The sequence below is a fragment of the Paenibacillus sp. FSL R7-269 genome (assembly GCF_000517865.1).
Classification (GTDB): domain Bacteria; phylum Bacillota; class Bacilli; order Paenibacillales; family Paenibacillaceae; genus Paenibacillus_AQ.
In genome coordinates this window covers 24,241-43,697 of record NZ_ASPS01000015.1, presented here as the reverse complement: position 1 = coordinate 43,697, position 19,457 = coordinate 24,241, and the positions used below count along the sequence as shown (strand labels likewise).

Below are 19,457 nucleotides of genomic sequence, written 5' to 3'. Positions count from 1 at the left end.
CCTTGTATCCCTTCATCCCTGAAAAGAAATCATCGACTGCTTCAGCTGCTCCGCCAGCCCCTCCAGTCTGTGCGAAAGGGCGACCAGCTCCCTGCTGACCGTGAATTGCTGTGAGGACATGGACGCCACCTCTTCCGTAGAGGCACTGGTCTGCTGCACCACCGAGATCACACTCGCCATGGATTGTCCCAGCTGCTGCTGGTATTCGGTCAGCTCGGAGACCGCCGCCGAGGACTGGTTCAGAACTCCGCTGAACACCTCCATCTCGGCCCTTACACTCCCGAAGATGAGTGAGGATTCCCGGACCGAAGCCAGCTGGCTGTCAAACATCGGCGCAGCCTCATTCACAACCTTGACCGTATTCTCGATATGGCCGCTGATCTCCCCGGTAATCCGGGAGACGGAGGCAATCGACTCGCTGGATTGATTGGCCAGCTCTCTAATCTCATTGGCAATGACAATGAAGCCTCTCCCGGCGGCACCGGCGCGCACGGCTTCAATTGATGCGTTCAACGCCAGAATATTCGTCTGCTTATTCATCGCAATCATCGGAGAGAGGATGCTGCGGATCAGCACCGTGCTATCCCGCAGCATGGCTGAATTCTCCTGAATCAGATCCATCAGCTTCAGCACACCTTCGCTCTGCGAGACCAGCTTCTTCATCCGCTCCGCTCCCTGGTCGCTGACCTCCATGACCTTCCTTGCGGAAGCAGCCATAACTGCATTATTCTCTGCCACTTCGCTGGTCTTGCCGCCCATCAGCTCTACCTTGGCATTGCTGCTCTCTGCCTCGGCCGCCAGACTGGCGGCTCCCCCGGCGATTTCGCCAGTGGCGGTTGCGACCTCACTGGCCTGGCCGCTAATCGCACCGGAAGCGGCAACGAGCTGCGCGGAGGTCGCTAATACCTCCGCAGCCGAGCTGCTGCTCTGCCCGGCCATCCGGGAGATCTGCTCCATCATCCGGTTGAAGCTGTGGCCCAGCCGCCCGATCTCATCCTGGCCCTTGAAGCTGGTCCGCACCTGCAGATTGCCCCGCTCGCCCTCTTCCATCAGCCGGGCCAGCTTGCCAAGCGGACGGCCGATCAGCCGCACCAGGACATAGCCGATGACCAGACCAATTAGAGCGGCAGCCAAGACTACCAGCAAGGTAATATAGAGCAGCCGGTCGGCCGATCGGGTGAAATCACTTACCGGAGCGTACCCCAGCAGCGTCCAATCCGCCGTACTCAGCGGCTGGTAGACTACAAGCTGCGGGCTCCCCTGCTCATCCCCGGCCGTGAAGGACCGCTTCCCGCTGTCACCCTGGCGTGCTCTGGCCGGCTCTTGTCCCTCACTCTTTTGCACTCCGGTCTGCTCCCCGGCCTTCAACTCTCCGGTATGTATGTAAGATGCCTGCCCGAGCAGCACATCGTCCGCGCTGTACGCAACCCGGCCCGAAGAATCGAGAATGCGGATCTCTCCGGCCAGCCCGATATGCAGGTTGGACAGCACATCTGTCAGCGCCTGGCCCTTCACCTCAATCAGCATGTAATACTCTGCCGCCGGATTCTGAATATTCCGCAGCAGACGGCCCATCGTCATAGCGGACTGGCTGTACGCGTCGAAGAAGCCTTTAGCCCGGACGGGGAACCAGACGGGATTGCCTTTAGCATTATCAATCTCCTTCATCCGGGCCAGGATGCCTTCATCACTGCGAACTCCGCTAATTCCCGTCGATTTGTAGGATTCGGCGTCGACCATACTTCTTGCGACCAGCCTGACACCAAGCAGCCGCTCATCCGATCCTCTGACGGAGTCCAGCTTGCGGCGTATCCGGTCCTCTGCGGCTGCCCGCGCAACCGTACCGGCGGTTGGAAGATTAACCGTCTCCATGTCAGCCTTTAGCGCCGGATCTACAGCGAATTGCCTGGAGAGCGCTTCATATTCAGCGAACAGGAAATCCAGCTTGTCCGCCGCCTGGACAATGGACTGTGAGGAGGCAGCTGCCACCTCATCGGTAATGATCCCTTTTGCCGCATAATAGGAGGTTAAGCCCAGAACTGAGGACAACAGGACAATCGTACAGAACAGAATTACGAATAACTTGACGCCAACCGAGCTGAAATTAATGAATCGCCGCCGCTGCATTACATTCTCCCCTTATCATCCAGATCACGATTTCTCCACGTAAGAAAGGTGCAGCCCCTAAGAACTGCTTCAAGGCCGCACCCGTTATTCGTACATACATTGACTAATTGTTATTTCCCTATCCCTTGCTGGCCCCAGCCGTCAGGCCGTCAACCAGCAGACGCTGCAGGAAGCCGAAGAGAATCATAATGGGTACAGAGATCAGCACGGCGCCCGCCGCGAACAGCGTGAAGTTGGAATTCTGCATCGTATTGACCATATCCCACATCCCCACGGCAACCGTCCAGTTCTCCTTGGTCCGCAGAATCAGCTTGGCGAAGATGAAATCGACCCACGGGCCGACAAACAGGGTCAGCGCTATATAGGTGATCATCGGACGGGATAACGGCAGAATAATCCGGGTAAAAATCCCAAAGTTGCTCGCCCCGTCGATCCGTGCCGCCTCATCCAGTGAACGCGGAATCGTGTCCAGGAAGCCCTTGGCGATCAGCGTTCCTCCGAGCGGCGCTCCGGCCGCATAGACGATAATCAGCGCCAGATGGGTATCCAGCAGATTGAACTCCTTCAACAGCAGATAGATGGCGATCATGCTCATGAAGCCCGGGAACATCCCGAGGATGAGCAGTGTGGACATGGTGGTCTTGCGGCTTTTGAACCGGAACCGGGATAAGGCATAGCTGGTTAACAGCGTCAGCACCAACCCGATCAGCATCGAGAACACCGCAATCTTGAGCGTGTTCGCATACCAGGTTCCAAACATATAGACCGGTGAGGTAAACAGCTCTTTATAGTGGGCAAGGGTGAATGTCTCGGGAATCAGCGTCTTACTGTACAGGGATTTACCCGGCCGGAACGATGCAAGCAGTATCCAGAGTGCCGGATAGATCGCAGCAACCGCCAGTGCAACAAGAACGATATAGCTTAAGCAGAGACGAATAAAATTCGCTGCCTTGCGTCCGATGATCATTGAATCATGTCCTCCTCTTGGAACGATTTGGTCCGGCGGTAATTGTACAGGGAGAACCCGGCAACAATGAGGAACAATATAATGCCGATAGCAGACGCCATATTATTCTTGTTCTGATCCAGCGTCAGCTTATACAGCCAGGTGACGAGCAGATCCGTCGAGCCGGCGTACTGGTAGTTCCCGTTCACCGGGTTCCCTCCTGTCAGCAGGAAGATTGCATTGAAATTGTTGATGTTCCCGGCGAACTGCATGATCAGCGTAGGCGCGGTGGAGAACAGAATCATCGGCAGGGTGACGATCCGGAATTTCTGATAATTGGTCGCACCGTCCACCTCAGCCGCTTCGTACATATCGCGGGGAATAGTGGTCAGCACCCCCATAATCAGCAGCATGGATACCGGGATACCCACCCACATGTTCACCACAATGACTGTAACCTTGGCCCAGAACGGATCTGTCAGCCAGGGCAATCCATTCAGCCCGAAAAAGCCGAGATACTGGTTGATCGGGCCGAACTGCCCGTTAAACAGGTTGCGCATCAAGAGGAGCGAGATCATCTGCGGAATGGCATAAGGAATGATCAGGAGCATTCTCCACATGCCCTTGAAGCGTATCCCTTTTTGGTTGATCAGCAGGGCAACAAGCATCCCGCCGAAATAAGTTGTTATTGTGGACAGAACCGCCCAGATGACGGTCCAGGTAAGTACGCCGTAAAAGGTATGGCTCCAGGTTTTCAGCACCAGCAGATTGCGGAAGGTCTCAAAGCCCACCCAATCCACCAGCTTGGCCGGAGGGATGTGATTCGGTGCGGCATAGTTGGTAAAAGCCAGCATGATCATAAAGAAGATCGGCATAATGGTGAAGAACAGAATTCCAAGCCCCGGGAGCAGCAGGAAGCTCTGGGCAAATTTATAATCCAGAATATAACGTACGGATTGTGTAAATGTATGCGATGGACGGCCGTTTTCGCGTTCTGCTCCGGTTTTATAGGCATCCCTAATATTCATGTACCAGACAATCAGGAATAACACAAAGAACAGCAGGGTAATCAGACTTTCAATCAGAATGACGATGGAATGGTCCCCGGGCACCATTTTGGCAATTCCCTTTACCTTTTCCAGACGGCTTGGAGATTCCCCGAGTGTGGTGATCCCCCAGAAGGCTCTTCCCAGATTGCTAATGAAATAGATAAGTGCCACAGCTTCTACAGCCATGAACATAAGCCCTTTGATGAATTGGCGGTTATATATTTGTCCCAATCCCATAAAAATGGCCGACAGTATTCCAGCTCTCGCTTTGTGTCGCTGCATTTCCCTTCCGTTCTCCTCTCCGTGCGGAATTCAAGGAAACTGCCCGCCGCAGGCTATGCGGCGGGCAACTCTAATTCCACGGTAAGCTGATGGTTGTGTAATTACTGGGCAGTGGCCCCGTTGTTCAGGTCCTTGATTTGTTCTACAGCTTTGTCCATCGCAGTCTTAGGATCTGTGTTGTTATCCCAGATTGCCGGAAGTGCTGCGTTCACCGGGCTCCAGACGTTCCCCATTTCAGGAATCGAAGGCATCGGCTGGGAGTTCTTGGCTTGCTCGGCAAAAGCGGATACGAACGGATCATCCGTAATCTGCGGGTCCTGCAGGGCTTCATTATTGGTCGGCACGGAACCGACCAGCTTGTTGAGCGTCAGCTGCGAGTCTTTGCCGGAAGCAAAGTGGGCATACAATTTAGCAGCATTCGGATATTGCGTATAGGCGTTGACGGTAAAGATCTTGATCCCGGAGAAGGTAATGGCGGTTTTGCCGTCAATGGTTGGAACCGGAGTGATTCCGAGGTTGTCGCCCAGCGCCTCTTTATATCCGGCAAGCTCCCATGGTCCTGTAATATCCATAGCTACATCGCCGCTGTTGAACAGACTGCGCTTGATGTCCGGGTTAATGTCACCGCTCTTAATCGGCAATACTTCCTTCAGCTTCGCAAATTCAGTCAGACCTTTGATCGCACCTTCATTATTCAGGCCGATATCGTCTTTGTCGGTACCGTCTTTGCCGAACAGGTAGCCTCCGGTAGTGGCGATGAACGGATAGTTGAAGTACATGTTGCCGACTTCCCACATAATGCCGTAACGGTTCTTAGCTTTATCCGTGAATGTTTTGCTGAAGGCAATGACGTCATCGAAGGATTTCGGAGCTTCTTTTATCAGAGACTTGTTGTAGAACAGCGCATAGGTCTCCGCCGCTCTTGGATAGCCGTACAGCTCACCTTCATAGGAGGAACCGACAATTGAAGCCTCAGTGTTCTCAGCCTTGGTCTGCTCTGCAAAGACATCATTCGGGAGCAGCAGGCTCGCACTTGCCGCCTTGCCGAGATTATCATGCGGAATGACGGTAACGTCTGCTGCCAGACCGGAAGGACCATCCTGGGTCAGCTTGCCAACTTGGTCAGGCGGTGCTACCTCTTCAATTTTGACCGGAACGTTATATTTGGCAGTGAATTGCTTGGAGATTTCTTCGGCGAACTGTCTTTCTTCCTTACTCTCCCAGATCACAAGGGATGCGCCCTCTTCAGGGACGATCTCACCCGCTGCCGGAGCGTTGTCGCTGCCGCCCCCGGCATTATCCGTAGCCGCTGCATTATCCGAAGGAGCATTAGTCGCCGCTGCATTCCCCCCCGTATTGTTGTTGGAGCCGCATGCCGTAATTGATATTGCCATCGAGCACGCTGCGGTGAGAACCATAAGTTTTTTGAGATCCATTCCTTTTAACCCCTCCTGTGTGTGTATATTACTTGATTTGACGATGATGCTTCTTTTGCCTTGACGATGATGCCCCCTACTTTGCGCAAACGATTTCAGAGGATTCAAAAAAAATTCTGCTTTCTACCATTGCCTCTTCCGAATGCATCATGCCTTGTTTAGAAAGCGCTTCATTCCTGAATCCATAATACATCAGCAGGCTTGTAGTTGTAAAAACGTTTGCACATAGCTAAATCAATGAAATTAAGCCATTTAAAATACATTTCTTTGACTTTACTCTCTTTATCGCATGATTACTTTAAATAACTTCGATATACTTTAATTTCAAAATTTATTCTTGCATTTTTTGTCGTACTTAGACGAATTTTGTTGTATAATTGCTAAATATTATCAATTTACAGACTTTGGAAATCGGTTTCCCGTTGATTATCCTTTGTGCAACTGTTTGTACAAACCTCTTGAACCTCATTTTGTTCCGTGCTATAATCCAAACCATCATGAAACACCCCATTCTTCACCAATCTAAAGGCACTGTCCCTTATCGGGTACAACCTCGGCGTAATCTAACCGGCGGTTGTGCCTCTTTGCCATGTGCAGAATCGGGTGCGTAATCTATATAGCCAAACTAAATCTAGGAGGAATTATTATGTTATTAGAAGCCGTGTATCATCGTCCCCGTCTGAACTGGTCGTACGCCTACGATCACAACACCATCCACCTGCGGCTGCGGGCCAAGAAGGGGGACCTGACCGAGGTCTTCGCCTGGGCGGGTGATAAATATGCCTGGGACACCACCAAGGAACTGATCCCGATGACCCTGTTCACTTCCGATGCGATGTTCGATTACTGGGAATGCGAATCGGTTCCGCTCTACCGCAGGCTGAAATACGGCTTCCTGCTGCAGCAGGGCCAGGACCGGATCTGGATGACAGAGAGTGATTTCCAGAAGGAGCGTCCCGCGAATCCCAACCGGCTGTTTGAATTTCCCTACATAAGCCGCGGTGATGTCTTCACGCCTCCGGCCTGGGTCAAGGATGCGGTGTTTTATCAGATTTTCCCGGAACGGTTCGCGAACGGCAATCCTGACATAAGTCCTGATCATGTGGAGCCTTGGGGCGGAACCCCCCGGCCGGATAATTTCTTCGGCGGAGATCTGCAGGGTGTCATAGATCATCTCGACCATCTGACAGAGCTGGGCATTACGGGCATTTATTTCACACCGGTCTTCACTGCCACCACCAATCACAAATATGACACGGAGGACTACATGCAGGTCGATCCGCATTTCGGTGATGTGCCCACACTGAAAAGATTGGTCGATGCTTGTCATGAGCGCGGCATCCGCGTGCTGCTGGACGCGGTCTTCAACCATGCGGGCCGTACCTTCGCTCCGTTCGTGGATGTGCTGGAGAAGGGTGAGGATTCGGAGTATAAGAACTGGTTCCATATCCGGGAATATCCGCTCCAGGTCGTGAACAATATTCCGACCTACGATGCCTTCGCCTTCGAGCCGCTGATGCCGAAGCTGAACACAGAGCATCCTGAGGTGAAGGAATATTTGCTGAAGGTCGCAGAGTATTGGATTAAGGAGGTCGGCATCGACGGCTGGCGTCTGGATGTGGCCAACGAGGTGGATCACGAATTCTGGCGTGATTTCCGCAAAGTGGTGAAGCGTGCCAACCCCGAGGCTTACATTCTGGGCGAGATCTGGCATGAATCAGCCCCTTGGCTGGAAGGCGACAAATTCGATGCCGTCATGAACTACCCGTTCACGGATGCGGTGCTTGACTTCTTCGTCTACGGAACCCTGGATGCAGAAGGCTTCTCCCATTCGATCGGCAGACAGCTGTCCCGGTATCCGCTCCAGGCCAGCGAGGTTGCCTTCAATCTGCTCGACAGCCATGATACTGCGCGGCTGCTGACTGTGGCAGAGGGTGATAAAAACGTCATGAAGCTGGCTGCGCTGTTCCAGTTCACCTTCATGGGCACGCCCTGCATTTACTACGGGGACGAGATCGGAATGGATGGCGGGGGAGACCCGGATTGCCGAAAATGCATGGAGTGGGACCCGGAGCGGCAGGACCGCGATTTGTTCAACTTTTACCGTAAGCTGATTGAGATCCGCGGCAGCCACCGGGCGCTACGTACCGGACGCTTCACCTTCCTTGAAGCCGGAGCCGGAGGCAGTAAGCTGGCCTACGAGCGCAGTCTGGGCGATGATCTGATCATCGTGCTGATCAATACGGAGGAGACGGTGCAGACCTTCCGGCTGGATGTTCAGGAACGCAATTGGGAGAATCTCTGGACCGGCGAAGCGCTCCGCGCCGAACGCGGCAAGCTGTCACTGCGGCTGCCGGCATACGGCTTCGCCGTGCTTCAGGCAAACATGTCCTAAACTCTGCCCGCTTTCTTATAAGCTGATTCAGAACATTTTAGCGCAACCGTTTGTATATTGAAACAGAGCTACTACTTAGTACTGGACACAATAGAATCAATTCTGTTGTGTCCTTTGTATATTCAGTATTTATAGGGTCTGTTGAATTTTTTTAACTTGCTAATCTTCCGAAAAAGTAATGTTCAACTGCTTACTTTTTAAAGATTTATCAGCAACACCCTGCTCTCTTTGCACTAATTTTGCACAAAAACCCTTTTACAATTGCACTGATTTGCACATACCTCTGCTCCACTTCCAAATTCATAATAGCTTAAGCCGTATCGCCGTGTGGTGCTCAGAACGTATAAGTCACGGGGATTGCGCCCTATGCGAGGTTCACTATTTACAATCAACCCCACTTCGATTAATATTACTGTGTAAAGCAAACGGTTCCATTAGGAGGTTTCTATGACAGTTACCATTAAGGACGTTGCCAAGAAAGCGGGAGTCTCTCCCTCAACGGTGTCCCGGGTGTTGTCAGGCCATCCCAGAATCAGCTTAGAAACTTCCCGTAAGGTCAAAGTGATTATGGAAGAAATGGGCTACACCCCGAATATGATGGCCAAAAGTCTGGTATCCAAGACCACTAACAGTATCTGCATCATTCTTCCGAAACCGGCTGAAGAGCTGTTCTCCAATTTGTTTTTTATGGAATTAATCCGCGGGATCGTCACTCAGTCCAGCCGTTCCGGCTATGATGTGCTGATCAGTTCCGGGGCGAACGAGAAGGAGGAGCTTGAAGCTGTCTCCCGTCTGCTTAAGGGACGCCGCGTGGACGGCGTTATTCTGCTGTATTCCCGTAAAGACGATGCGGTGATCGATTTTCTGCAGTCGGGCGGTTATCCCTTTGTCCTGGTTGGACGGAGCGACCGCTACGAGGATATTCTGTCAGTGGACAATGATAATATTATGGCCGCCTATGATGCGACGAATCATCTCATCTCCATGGGACATGAACGCATCGGCTTCGTCAGCGGCCCGCCGAACCTCATCGTTTCACGCGACCGGCTGGAGGGTTACCGCAAGGCCATGCAGGGTAAGGGTCTTACGATGAAGGATGAATGGATCGTTGAAGGCGAGTTCTTGCAGGACAGCGGCTATAGGGCGATGTCCTTCTTCATGAATCTTCCGAACCGTCCGACAGCGCTTGTCGCGGTGGATGATATGGTCTCCTTCGGGGTACTCCGCGGATTGAACGAGCTGAAGTACAAGGTCCCTGAGGATCTGGCGATTGTCAGCTTCAACAATATCCCGCTCTCCGAGCTGTCCAGTCCTCCGATCAGCAGTATTGATATCGGAATCTATCATCTTGGCTATACGGCCTCGCAGGTACTGATCCAGAACATCCAGAAGCCGGATAATCAGGATGGTTATACGAACCGTTTTGTCATTCCACACCGTTTAATCGTACGGGAGTCCTCTATGCATGCTCCGGGAAACTAAGGCATGTACAAGAAAATGAATGAAGCAGACTTACGCTTCATTTATTTTTTGGAGCTTTGTACAAACGTTTGCGCTAACATATGGAGTGTATTCACTAATCATTTTAGGAGGTTTAATATGTCAGATATCAAAGCCTGCCTGTTCGATCTGGACGGCGTTCTCGTAGACACTGCCCGGTATCACTATATTGCTTGGAGGGAGCTGGCCGAGGAGCTTGGATTTGTCTTTACAGAGCAGGATAACGAGCGGCTCAAGGGAGTCAGCCGGGCGGCCTCGCTGGAAATCCTGCTGGAAATCGGCGGCATCTCGCTTGGCGAAGATGACAAAGCCAGACTGGCGGAACAGAAGAATAACCGCTATGTCGAGTATATCGCCAAGATGGACAGCTCGGAGATTCTCCCCGGCGCCCTGGACTTCCTGAAGGAATGCCGGACCGACGGCATCAAGGTTGCCCTCGGCTCAGCCAGTAAGAACGCGATGACCATCTTGAACAATACCGGCCTGACCCCATACTTCGATGCCATCATCGACGGCACACATACCAGCGCGGCCAAGCCGGACCCGGAGGTCTTCCTGCTGGGCGCGAAGGCTCTTGGCACCGCTCCCGTACAATGCGTCGTCTTCGAGGATGCCGCAGCCGGTATCCTGGCCGCTTCCCGTGCCGGTATGCGCAGCGTGGGCATCGGCTCCCCCGAGACACTCAGCGGAGCAACACTAGTTGTCCCTTCCCTACAGCAGCTTACTGTTGCCACGCTGAAGGAATCTTTTTCCACTGTGTGACGAATAGTAACAGAAGTAGGAACGTGAACCGTTCCGAGCCGTGAGCCCTCCCGCTCACGCTGCATCTAGCCCGCCGGACAGCCTTACTGCACTTTGTACAACTATATTGCCAATTTAGCTCCCATTCCTCCGCTCAGTTGTACTTTGTACAATTATGCAATCACTTTTAGGCTGATATGACCTTTTAGAGCAGATTTAGTTGTACAGACTACAGTTATACGGCTTCAGTCCCTCTAATCGCGCCTATTAAATGCACAGAATACAACTAACCAAAGTCTAAGCCTCTGAGCTTTGCTCCGGGTGCGAAAAGCGGCATTTACTGTATGCACTTATCAATTTAATTCATCATCTCAGATCTACAGTCAGATCGGATGCTGCACTTGCATCTTCTACCCTACCCTCAGGAAAAGAACTGAGGGTAGTTATTAAACTTATGGGGATGAAGCTGCGGAGTGAAAGTTTGGAGCTGTAGGAGCGTTAGCGACCGCCTTTATAATCAGATTTCATCCGCTGAGAACCACTTCAATAAAGAAATCTGATTATAACAGCGGCCGGAAGTCCAAACCTTTCGCGCAGCGGCGATGCAGTCCCCATGATTTTAGTACGAAGTTCAGTTCTTTTCACATCCCCCCTTAAAGGAGCCATAACCATGAAACAATACTTAACAATCAACGAATGGTCCATTATCGAAGAGTCCTTTGATCCGCAGACCCAGGAAATATCCGAAAGCGTATTTAGTATCGGGAACGGATACATGGGCGGCAGAGCAAACTTCGAGGAGCAGTACAGCGGACCCAGCCTGCAAGGCAGTTACATGGCTGGCGTCTATTACCCTGACAAGACACGGGTCGGCTGGTGGAAGAACGGGTACCCGGAGTATTTTGCCAAAGTGCTGAACAGCACTAACTGGATCGGCATCAACATCGAGCTGGACGGGACGCCGCTGGATCTGGCCCACTGCACAGTCAGCGAATTCCGCCGGGTACTCAATATGAAGGAAGGCACACTCTCCCGCAGCTTCACCGCAACCACCCAGGACGGCAAAGAAGTTAAAGTGGAGAGCATTCGGATCGTCAGCATGGTCCGTCATGAGATCGGGGCGATCCGCTATTCGCTCACTCCGCTCAATTTCGCAGGGAATATTACCGTAACCCCCTACCTGGACGGCGATATCAAGAACAAGGACTCCAACTATGACGAGAAGTTCTGGAACGAGGTGGAGAAGAAGGCTGGACCAGAAGGCGGACATCTGACCCTGAAGACCAAAAAGCTCGATTTCCATGTCACCTCCGCCTTCGTCTTCGATATTCTGCTGAATGGTGAGCCGGTTGCGGCCGAAGCAGGAGTGCTGGAACAGGACAAATATGTGGGCAGTACAGTGAATGTTCCGGTACAATCCGGCGATCAGCTGGTTATTTATAAGTATGCTGCGAATGTCACCTCCCGCAATTACGGTCTGGGACAGCTCGTGGATGCCGCATCGGCTGCACTTCAGCGTGCGCGGGAGGCGGGGTTTGTGGCGCTTTTGACAGAACAGGCTGCGGCATGGGGCGACAAGTGGAAGGAAAGCGACATTATTATTGAGGGCGATGTGTCAGCGCAGCAGGCGATCCGGTTCAATATTTTCCAGCTGAATCAGACTTATACGGGCGAGGATGACCGGCTCAACATCGGACCGAAGGGCTTCACCGGGGAAAAATACGGCGGCAGCACCTACTGGGATACGGAAGCGTATTGTGTGCCGTTCTATCTCAGTACCGCCGACTCCGCGATTGCCCGCAATCTGCTGATCTACCGCTACAAGCATCTGGAGAAGGCCAAGGAGAATGCCCGCAAGCTCGGCTACCGTAAAGGCGCGCTCTACCCGATGGTCACGATGAACGGTGAGGAGTGCCACAACGAGTGGGAGATTACGTTCGAGGAGATTCACCGTAACGGCGCGATTGCCTATGCCATCTATAACTATGTGAATTATACCGGCGACAAGGCTTATCTGGGCCAATACGGCCTGGAGGTGCTGGTAGAGATTGCGCGCTTCTGGGAGGAGCGTGTGAACTATGTGGCGCATAAGGACAAATACGTCATGCTGGGCGTCACCGGCCCGAATGAATACGAGAATAACGTCAATAACAACTGGTACACGAACCGGATGGCCGCCTGGACGATGGAATACACGCTGGAGGCTCTGGCCTATTTGCAGGAGAATGAGGGTACGCGTTACGCCGAGCTGGCTGATAAGCTGGAGCTGCTGGAGAGCGAAACGGCCAAGTGGAATGAGATTATCGCCAAAATGTACTATCCGGCTGACGAGGAACGCGGCATCTTCCTCCAGCAGGACGGCTTCCTCGACAAGGAGATCATCCAGGTCAAGGATGTGCTGCCGGAGAACCTGCCGCTGAACCAGAAATGGTCATGGGACCGGATTCTGCGCTCTTGCTTCATCAAGCAGGCGGATGTGCTTCAGGGACTCTACTTCCTCGGCGACCGATATGATCTGGAGACTAAGAAGCGCAACTTCGACTTTTACGAGCCGATCACCGTTCACGAGTCCTCTCTCTCCCCTTGCATCCATGCCATACTGGCCTGTGAGCTGGGCTATAAGGAAAAGGCGTATGAGATGTACCTGCGGACCTCGCGTCTGGATCTCGACAATTACAATAACGATACGGAGGACGGCTGCCATACCACCAGCATGGCGGGCACGTGGATGTCGGTTGTTCACGGCTTCGGCGGACTTCGCGTGCTGAACGACCGGCTCGTCCTGAACCCGTCTAACCCGGGACACTGGACCTCCTATTCGTTCAAAATCATGTTCCGCGGCTCGCGGCTGAAGGTCACCGTGACCGATGCACAGGTTACCGTCAGCAACGAAACCGAGGTTCCAGCCTCCCTCACCATTCACGGCAAGGAGTATACAGTGAACGGACTGGGCACTGTCAGTGCCGGGGGTGCTTCCGTCACGGTGTAATTTGATCAGCCCCGAAGATATTTGGCTTCTTCGGGGCTTTTTTTCAATAAGAGCTCCACTAATTCTGCCAAATCATCAATGACAGCATCCGCTTCAGCCACTGTGACAAACGGATCATTCCGTTTCCAGACAGCCTTCATTCCTGCTTCGCGGCTCGCACGTATATCGTTATCCGGATGATCGCCAACAAAAATAGCATGCTCTGCGGCTACACCCAGCCGGGTCAATGTACGATGGAAAATAGCCGGATCTGGCTTGCGCAGTCCCTCCCATTCGGAGATAAGCACCTCATCGAATAAATGCCCGATGTTCAACGCCTTGAAATTATCGTATTGAAATTGGCCATAACCATTCGAGATTAACGCAATCTTCAGACCATGATTCTTGAGCTCAGTAAGCATAGCTAACAAATTCGGGTAACCTGTACAATGTTGCTGGAAGTTGTATAAGTAATCATCGAGCAGTGAGCTCCAGTCCAGCTTTGGAATAGAAAACTCTTGTATGAGCTGTTGATACACTTTGTCCTTCCACAGGTAACCGTGATTATCAAGCTCGATGAAGCGCTGGACAAACAGCTCATGATCAACGGTTTGAAGTTCCGGGTAGCGCCGGTATTGATCTTGGACAAACTTTAACAGAGAGGTGTCACGGTCCAGCAGTGTTCCATCCAAATCAAAAAGAACCGCTTGGATTATCAGTTCAATCACTTCCTTTTCTTATTACCTATTAAAATGAATATACCATAGAAGGAGCATCCCCCAATGAAAAGAACCTTTTGGAAAGAAGCCGTAGTCTACCAGATCTACCCGCGCAGTTTCCAGGACAGCAACGGAGACGGCATCGGTGATCTGCAAGGTATCGTCTCCCGGCTGGATTATCTGCAGAAGCTGGGCGTTACTGTCGTCTGGCTGTCGCCGGTCTACAAATCGCCGAACGATGACAATGGTTACGATATTAGCGATTACGAGGATATTATGGATGAGTTCGGCACGCTGCGGGACTGGGAGGAGCTGCTGGCCGGACTGCATGAACGCGGCATGAAGCTGATGATGGACCTCGTCATCAACCATTCCTCGGACGAGCACGCCTGGTTCGCGGAATCCCGCTCTTCGAAGGATAATCCCTACCGGGATTATTACATCTGGCGTCCCGGCGGACCGGACGGCGCGTTGCCGAACAACTGGAGCTCCATCTTCAGCGGACCGGCCTGGGAGCGGGATGAGGCGACCGGCGAATATTATCTCCACCTGTTCTCGCGCAAGCAGCCGGATCTGAACTGGGAGAACCCTCGGCTGCGGGAGGCACTCTACAAGATGATTGCCTTCTGGCTCGACAAGGGTGTGGACGGACTGCGGATGGATGTCATCAATCTGATCTCCAAGGTGGAAGGCCTGCCTTCGGTCGAACATGAGGATCTCGCACCCGGGGAGCTGGCGGGCGGCGGCGAATACTACATGAATGGTCCACGGGTCCACGAGTATCTGCAGGAGATGAACCGTGAGGTTCTCTCCAAATATGACGTAATGACCGTCGGGGAAACGCCGGGAGCAACGGTCGAGGATGCCATTCTCTACACAGACGAAGACCGCCATGAGCTGCAGATGGTGTTCCAGTTCGAGCATATGGACGTGGACTCCGGCCCAGGCGGGAAGTGGAATGTGGTGCCGTGGACGCTGAAGGGGCTACGGGATATTTTGCATAAATGGCAGGTGGGGCTTGCAGACAAGGGCTGGAACAGCCTCTATCTCAACAACCACGATCAGCCGCGGATGGTCTCCAGGTTCGGAGACGACGGCAAATACCGCGTGCAATCGGCCAAAATGCTGGCTACCCTGCTGCACACGCTCAAAGGCACACCTTACATCTATCAGGGCGAGGAAATCGGTATGACTAACGTAAAGTTTCCCACGCTTGAAGACTATAAGGACATTGAGATTCTCAATATGTACCGGGAAAAGGTGACCGAAGGCGGCGCAGACCACGACACCATTCTTCAGGCGATTCATACCAAAGGCCGCGACAATGCCCGCACGCCGATGCAGTGGGACGCCTCCAGCAATGCCGGATTCACCGATGGAACCCCGTGGCTGAAGCTCAATCCGCGCTACACCGAGATTAACGTCGAGCAGGCGCTGGCTGATCCGGACTCCGTCTTTTACTATTATCAGCAGTTGATTCAGCTGCGTAAGCAGCATCTGATTATGGTCTATGGCGATTATGAGCTGCTGCTGCCGGAGCATGAATATATCTATGCCTATACCCGCGCCCTGGAAGGTGAAAAGTGGCTAATCCTGCTTAACTTCAGTGATACCCCGCAGACTATAGAGCTTACGGAGGAGCTGAATGCCGTCACCGCAACGATCATCGGAAATTATTCAGAGGAGCCCGCTGCCATGGACCGCAGCACCCTCCGCCCTTACGAGGCCAGAGTCTGCCGGATCGGATAGCGTAACGAAGGCTGACAAATCCCTTCATCCATGGCATCATAGATGGACAGACTGCCGGACGAAACCTGTCACTAATGAGCAGAGAATAACAGGAACATACGTGCGGTAACATGATAGAATGATTTCAGAAGGAGATGGGGAGCTTTGGAATGGCTGATCCGAATGAAGAACGCACTGGACTATATGGAGCTGAAAATGACTGAAACGCTGCGCATCGAGGATGTGGCTGAGGTAGCTTATGTCTCACCGTTCCACTTCCAGCGCATGTTCAGTATGCTGACCGGCTTCACCGTGGCCGACTATATCCGCAAACGCAGATTGACACTGGCCGCCCAGGAGCTGGCCGTATCCAAGGTTCGTGTGCTGGATGTGGCGCTGAAATACGGATATGAATCGCCGGAGTCCTTCGCCAAGGCGTTCCGCAAGGCGCATGGGATTACCCCTTCGGAAGCGCGTAAATCGGGCGTCCAGCTCAAAGCCTTCCCCCGCATCTCATTCCATCTATCATTGAAGGGAGATCAGGACATGGACTACAAAATCGTGGATAAACCAGCTTTTACTGTTATCGGCAAATCAATGGAGGTCACTACCCGTGACGGGGAGAATTTCCGCAGAATCCCGCAGTTCTGGGACGAATGCAATGAAGACGGCACTTCCGACAAGCTGATTGAGCTTAGCGCCTCCCGTGAATGGCTTGGCATCTGCATGTGTATGGATATGGAGAAGGAAATGCTTACCTACTGGATCGGAGTGGAAGGAACACCGGATACGGATGCACAGGGGTATGAGACGGCAGTCGTTCCGGCCGCCAGCTGGGCGGTCTTCCGGTCAGAGGGCGCTTTACCGCATGCGATTCAAGGGGTTTGGCAGCGGATCTATCAGGAATGGTTCCCGGGAACCGGCTACGAGCATACCGGCGGACCTGAGATCGAGCTATACCCGCCCGGCGATACATCTGCTGAGGATTATGTGTGTGAAGTATGGATTCCGGTGATGAAGAAATAAGCTGCAAGGCTGGATGTGGTATCCGGGAACGGCTTCGCTGTCTAACATGGACGGTGAGGCCGTTTTGGCGTGGGCGGGGGCGCTGTGTGTCTGTCAGGTTACATTTTTTTGTTTTGAGATTCTTCCCAAGCTTGGTATAATAAACAGATTATAGTTTTCTTAATCTAGTGTATTCTCATCCGAGATCGGTGAAGGAGATATTCATGTCTATCGTAAAAATCTTTTCAGACAGCACTTCCGATTTGCCGCAAGGCTGGAAGGACACCTATGATATCGGCATTGTGCCGTTATATGTAGTCTTTGAGAACGGTACCTTCAAGGACGGGGTCGAAATCACCCCTGAGGAGGTCTACCGCCGGGTCGCTGCGAGTGGTGCTCTGCCTAAGACCGCTGCGCCTTCCCCTGCTGATTTCATCGCCGCGTTCCAGCCAGTGATCAGCAGCGGCCATGATATTGTCTATATCAGTCTATCCTCTGCTCTATCTTCTACATATCAGAATGCACTGCTGGCAGCGGGTGAATTCCCGGAGGGCCGGGTGCATGTCGTAGATTCTGAGACCTTATGCGGCGGAATTGCGCTGCTGGTCATGAAGGCTGCCCGTGCCGCAGCCACAGGCGAGAGCGCTGCCAACATCGCAGCGATGATTACCGAAGCCCGTAACCGGGTGGAATCGGAATTCGTGGTCGATACGCTGGACTACTTATACATGGGCGGACGCTGCTCGGGAATGCAGAACTTCATCGGCAGCCTGCTGAAGATCCGTCCGGTTCTCCGGCTGGTGGACGGAGCCATTGTCCCTGTTGCCCGCATCCGCGGCAAAAAGGAGAAAGCGGTGGAGCAAATGCTTCAGCATGCGCTCGCGAATGCCGCCGATATGGACAAGGAGCTGCTCATTATTGCCCATACGCTGGCAGAAGAGGATGCCAAGATGCTGGAGACCGCGCTGCGCGCGCAGACCGGTGTCGAGGAAATAGCCGTCATTCATGCCGGCTGTGTCATCGGGAGTCACTGCGGACCTGCTACGGTAGGTCTGATGTATATGCGCTAGAGCGGGTGGAGCCAGTAGCAGGCATCAGGTCCGGTAGTGGCTGCCCCGATTGCATAGCTTGCTTCACCAAGACAGCACCACCATGCGGGTGAATGCTGTAAGAACTTAAGCTGACTGGACTGCTCACCATCGCGCCAGCACAATGTGATCGGTTTTTCGATTACATTTGGCTCATTTGCCTCACGATAGTGCAATGTGATCGGTTTTTCGATTACATTTTGGCCGATATACTATCCGCTGCTCCAATTGTGTTCGGTTTTTCGCGTACATTCCGCCTACTTGCTTCAAGCTAACAGCAGGTCCCCAAATGGAGACCTGCTGTTTTTTTGCTGGATACTATTATGTTGTCCTATCAGGATATAACGGTCTTAACAGCCCCTCAGCAGCATCGGCAACCAGCGTGTAGAATTCGGGGAATCCCTGGTGCTCGGCACTCTTGATTTCTTCAAAGGCACGGATAGATAGCCCTTGCGAAGCGACAGAGGTCAGGATATTCCCCAGCGTCCAACTCCGCACCACCACTTGTCCTACGCCGGAACGCTCCTCTTCAGGAAGCAGCTTGGCGAATGCAATTTCACTTTCTCTAAGCGTATCGTCAAAATAATTTCCGGTGGGATGCTGAAGCGTCTTGGTGGTCAGCCATGCCCTGGCGAACGGATGGAAATCGGTCAGCAGGAGCCGTCCATTTGCCTTCAGCCGTCTGCGGACCAAGGCAAACACCTCATTCAAGTCTGCGAAATAATGCAAAATCCCAAACTCCATCAGCACCACATCGAACGTTCCCAAGGCTTCTTCTTCGGGGATATTCATGACGTCTGCACAGAGGTAATTCAGCTTCACCCCCGCTGCCTCCGCCACTTCACAGGCGTATAAGCGGTTCTCTTCCGAGATATCCACGACGGTGACTTCTGCCCCCAGCAAGGCGAAGCAAATCGCCTTCCTGCCATGAGAGCCGAGCAGATTCAGCACCTTCAAGCCTGTCGGATCGCCTGTGTACTTAAGCCAATACCGCAGCGTATGTGCGGGATCTTGCTGCAGCTGCAATGCAAGCTCCTCAGGTGAACCATGATAGTGTGTCCAAGCCTGATACGCTTTTGTCTCCCACGCCGCCTTATTCGTACGTGACATCTGCTCTTGCATGTTACTCCCCCTTATAAGAAGAATTTGGAAATTATACTCTCTGATTTTACTATAATCTGCTTATAATGCAACAAGCAAAACGCCTGCGCCAAATAAATTCTTACATATGAACCAAGAAGTCTGAGAGAAGATGGCCGTTGCCAGCAAGCAAATGGAAAAACGTAGCTTATTTCGCCGGATTCAGCGGATCATGGACCAACAAGTGGAAAAACAGCAACTAAAATTGATGATTTTACCTTTTAGGCTGAATTGGGCTAAATTAAGTGCTGATTTTCCAACTGCTATCCCAGTAAGAGCCTATCGAAGATAAGCAAGTGGAGAAAATCCAATTGTTTACGCTGCCCATGCGTC

14 protein-coding genes are annotated in these 19,457 nt (G+C 52.6%); 8 read left to right on the top strand and 6 right to left on the bottom strand.

Translation table 11 applies throughout. From position 1 onward, the window contains the following. Positions 1–12: 12 nt before the first annotated feature. The 4 genes from C162_RS06820 to C162_RS06805 form a co-directional block, all read right to left on the bottom strand. On the bottom strand, positions 13–2,127 hold the full coding sequence (locus C162_RS06820) for a methyl-accepting chemotaxis protein (protein ID WP_036692761.1): 2,115 nt from the start codon (positions 2,125–2,127) through the stop codon (positions 13–15). Between the two features lie 118 nt (positions 2,128–2,245). Further along, complete coding sequence (locus C162_RS06815; protein ID WP_036692759.1) at positions 2,246–3,094, bottom strand: sugar ABC transporter permease; 849 nt, start codon at positions 3,092–3,094, stop codon at positions 2,246–2,248. Then, on the bottom strand, positions 3,091–4,404 hold the full coding sequence (locus C162_RS06810; protein WP_036692757.1) for a sugar ABC transporter permease: 1,314 nt from the start codon (positions 4,402–4,404) through the stop codon (positions 3,091–3,093). Before C162_RS06810 ends, C162_RS06815 begins: the two co-directional genes overlap by 4 nt. 101 nt (positions 4,405–4,505) lie before the next feature. Beyond that, entirely contained in the window at positions 4,506–5,840 is a 1,335-nt protein-coding gene (locus C162_RS06805; RefSeq protein WP_036692756.1) for a sugar ABC transporter substrate-binding protein, read from the bottom strand. Positions 5,841–6,486: 646 nt separating this feature from the next. Between C162_RS06805 and C162_RS06800 the strand changes: the two genes are divergently transcribed. From C162_RS06800 to C162_RS06785, 4 genes are all read left to right on the top strand, one after another. Then, complete coding sequence (locus C162_RS06800; protein WP_036692753.1) at positions 6,487–8,235, top strand: alpha-glycosidase; 1,749 nt, start codon at positions 6,487–6,489, stop codon at positions 8,233–8,235. Positions 8,236–8,682: 447 nt separating this feature from the next. Next, on the top strand, positions 8,683–9,717 hold the full coding sequence (locus tag C162_RS06795; RefSeq protein ID WP_036692751.1) for a LacI family DNA-binding transcriptional regulator: 1,035 nt from the start codon (positions 8,683–8,685) through the stop codon (positions 9,715–9,717). A 117-nt stretch (positions 9,718–9,834) separates the two neighbouring features. Then, on the top strand, positions 9,835–10,497 hold the full coding sequence (gene pgmB, locus C162_RS06790) for a beta-phosphoglucomutase (protein ID WP_036692748.1): 663 nt from the start codon (positions 9,835–9,837) through the stop codon (positions 10,495–10,497). Between the two features lie 649 nt (positions 10,498–11,146). Next, positions 11,147–13,465 carry a glycoside hydrolase family 65 protein gene (locus C162_RS06785; protein WP_036692747.1) on the top strand — a complete coding sequence of 773 codons (2,319 nt, stop codon included), beginning with the start codon at positions 11,147–11,149 and terminating at the stop codon, positions 13,463–13,465. Between the two features lie 5 nt (positions 13,466–13,470). On the opposite strand, the gene C162_RS06780 is transcribed toward C162_RS06785, so the two are convergent. Further along, on the bottom strand, positions 13,471–14,163 hold the full coding sequence (locus tag C162_RS06780) for an HAD family hydrolase (protein ID WP_084648843.1): 693 nt from the start codon (positions 14,161–14,163) through the stop codon (positions 13,471–13,473). 63 nt (positions 14,164–14,226) lie between these two features. Between C162_RS06780 and C162_RS06775 the strand changes: the two genes are divergently transcribed. The 3 genes from C162_RS06775 to C162_RS06765 all read left to right on the top strand — a co-directional run bounded on the left by C162_RS06775 (position 14,227) and on the right by C162_RS06765 (position 17,966). Beyond that, a complete protein-coding gene (locus tag C162_RS06775; protein ID WP_036692745.1) occupies positions 14,227–15,912 on the top strand; it encodes a glycoside hydrolase family 13 protein in 1,686 nt (561 codons plus the stop codon). 144 nt (positions 15,913–16,056) lie between these two features. Beyond that, positions 16,057–16,917 carry an AraC family transcriptional regulator gene (locus C162_RS06770; RefSeq protein ID WP_200869187.1) on the top strand — a complete coding sequence of 287 codons (861 nt, stop codon included), beginning with the start codon at positions 16,057–16,059 and terminating at the stop codon, positions 16,915–16,917. 203 nt (positions 16,918–17,120) lie between these two features. Beyond that, complete coding sequence (locus C162_RS06765; protein WP_036692743.1) at positions 17,121–17,966, top strand: DegV family protein; 846 nt, start codon at positions 17,121–17,123, stop codon at positions 17,964–17,966. Positions 17,967–18,305: 339 nt separating this feature from the next. Here C162_RS06765 and C162_RS06760 read toward each other — a convergent pair whose 3' ends face one another. Further along, positions 18,306–19,106 (bottom strand): class I SAM-dependent methyltransferase, encoded by an 801-nt coding sequence (locus C162_RS06760; protein ID WP_036692741.1) that lies wholly within the window; start codon positions 19,104–19,106, stop codon positions 18,306–18,308. Positions 19,107–19,236: 130 nt separating this feature from the next. Here C162_RS06760 and C162_RS06755 point away from each other — a divergent pair, with 130 nt between their 5' ends. Further along, a complete protein-coding gene (locus C162_RS06755) occupies positions 19,237–19,416 on the top strand; it encodes a hypothetical protein (RefSeq protein WP_036692737.1) in 180 nt (59 codons plus the stop codon). Positions 19,417–19,457 lie beyond the last annotated feature (41 nt).

Coding starts and splice junctions, on each gene's coding strand:
- C162_RS06800 (WP_036692753.1), top strand. CDS start 6,487: ATGTTATTAGAAGCCGTGTATCATCGTCCCCGTCTGAACTGGTCGTAC.
- C162_RS06760 (WP_036692741.1), bottom strand. CDS start 19,106: ATGCAAGAGCAGATGTCACGTACGAATAAGGCGGCGTGGGAGACAAAA.
- C162_RS06785 (WP_036692747.1), top strand. CDS start 11,147: ATGAAACAATACTTAACAATCAACGAATGGTCCATTATCGAAGAGTCC.
- C162_RS06765 (WP_036692743.1), top strand. CDS start 17,121: ATGTCTATCGTAAAAATCTTTTCAGACAGCACTTCCGATTTGCCGCAA.
- C162_RS06755 (WP_036692737.1), top strand. CDS start 19,237: ATGGCCGTTGCCAGCAAGCAAATGGAAAAACGTAGCTTATTTCGCCGG.
- C162_RS06805 (WP_036692756.1), bottom strand. CDS start 5,840: ATGGATCTCAAAAAACTTATGGTTCTCACCGCAGCGTGCTCGATGGCA.
- C162_RS06775 (WP_036692745.1), top strand. CDS start 14,227: ATGAAAAGAACCTTTTGGAAAGAAGCCGTAGTCTACCAGATCTACCCG.
- C162_RS06795 (WP_036692751.1), top strand. CDS start 8,683: ATGACAGTTACCATTAAGGACGTTGCCAAGAAAGCGGGAGTCTCTCCC.
- C162_RS06815 (WP_036692759.1), bottom strand. CDS start 3,094: ATGATCATCGGACGCAAGGCAGCGAATTTTATTCGTCTCTGCTTAAGC.
- C162_RS06810 (WP_036692757.1), bottom strand. CDS start 4,404: ATGCAGCGACACAAAGCGAGAGCTGGAATACTGTCGGCCATTTTTATG.
- pgmB (WP_036692748.1), top strand. CDS start 9,835: ATGTCAGATATCAAAGCCTGCCTGTTCGATCTGGACGGCGTTCTCGTA.
- C162_RS06820 (WP_036692761.1), bottom strand. CDS start 2,127: ATGCAGCGGCGGCGATTCATTAATTTCAGCTCGGTTGGCGTCAAGTTA.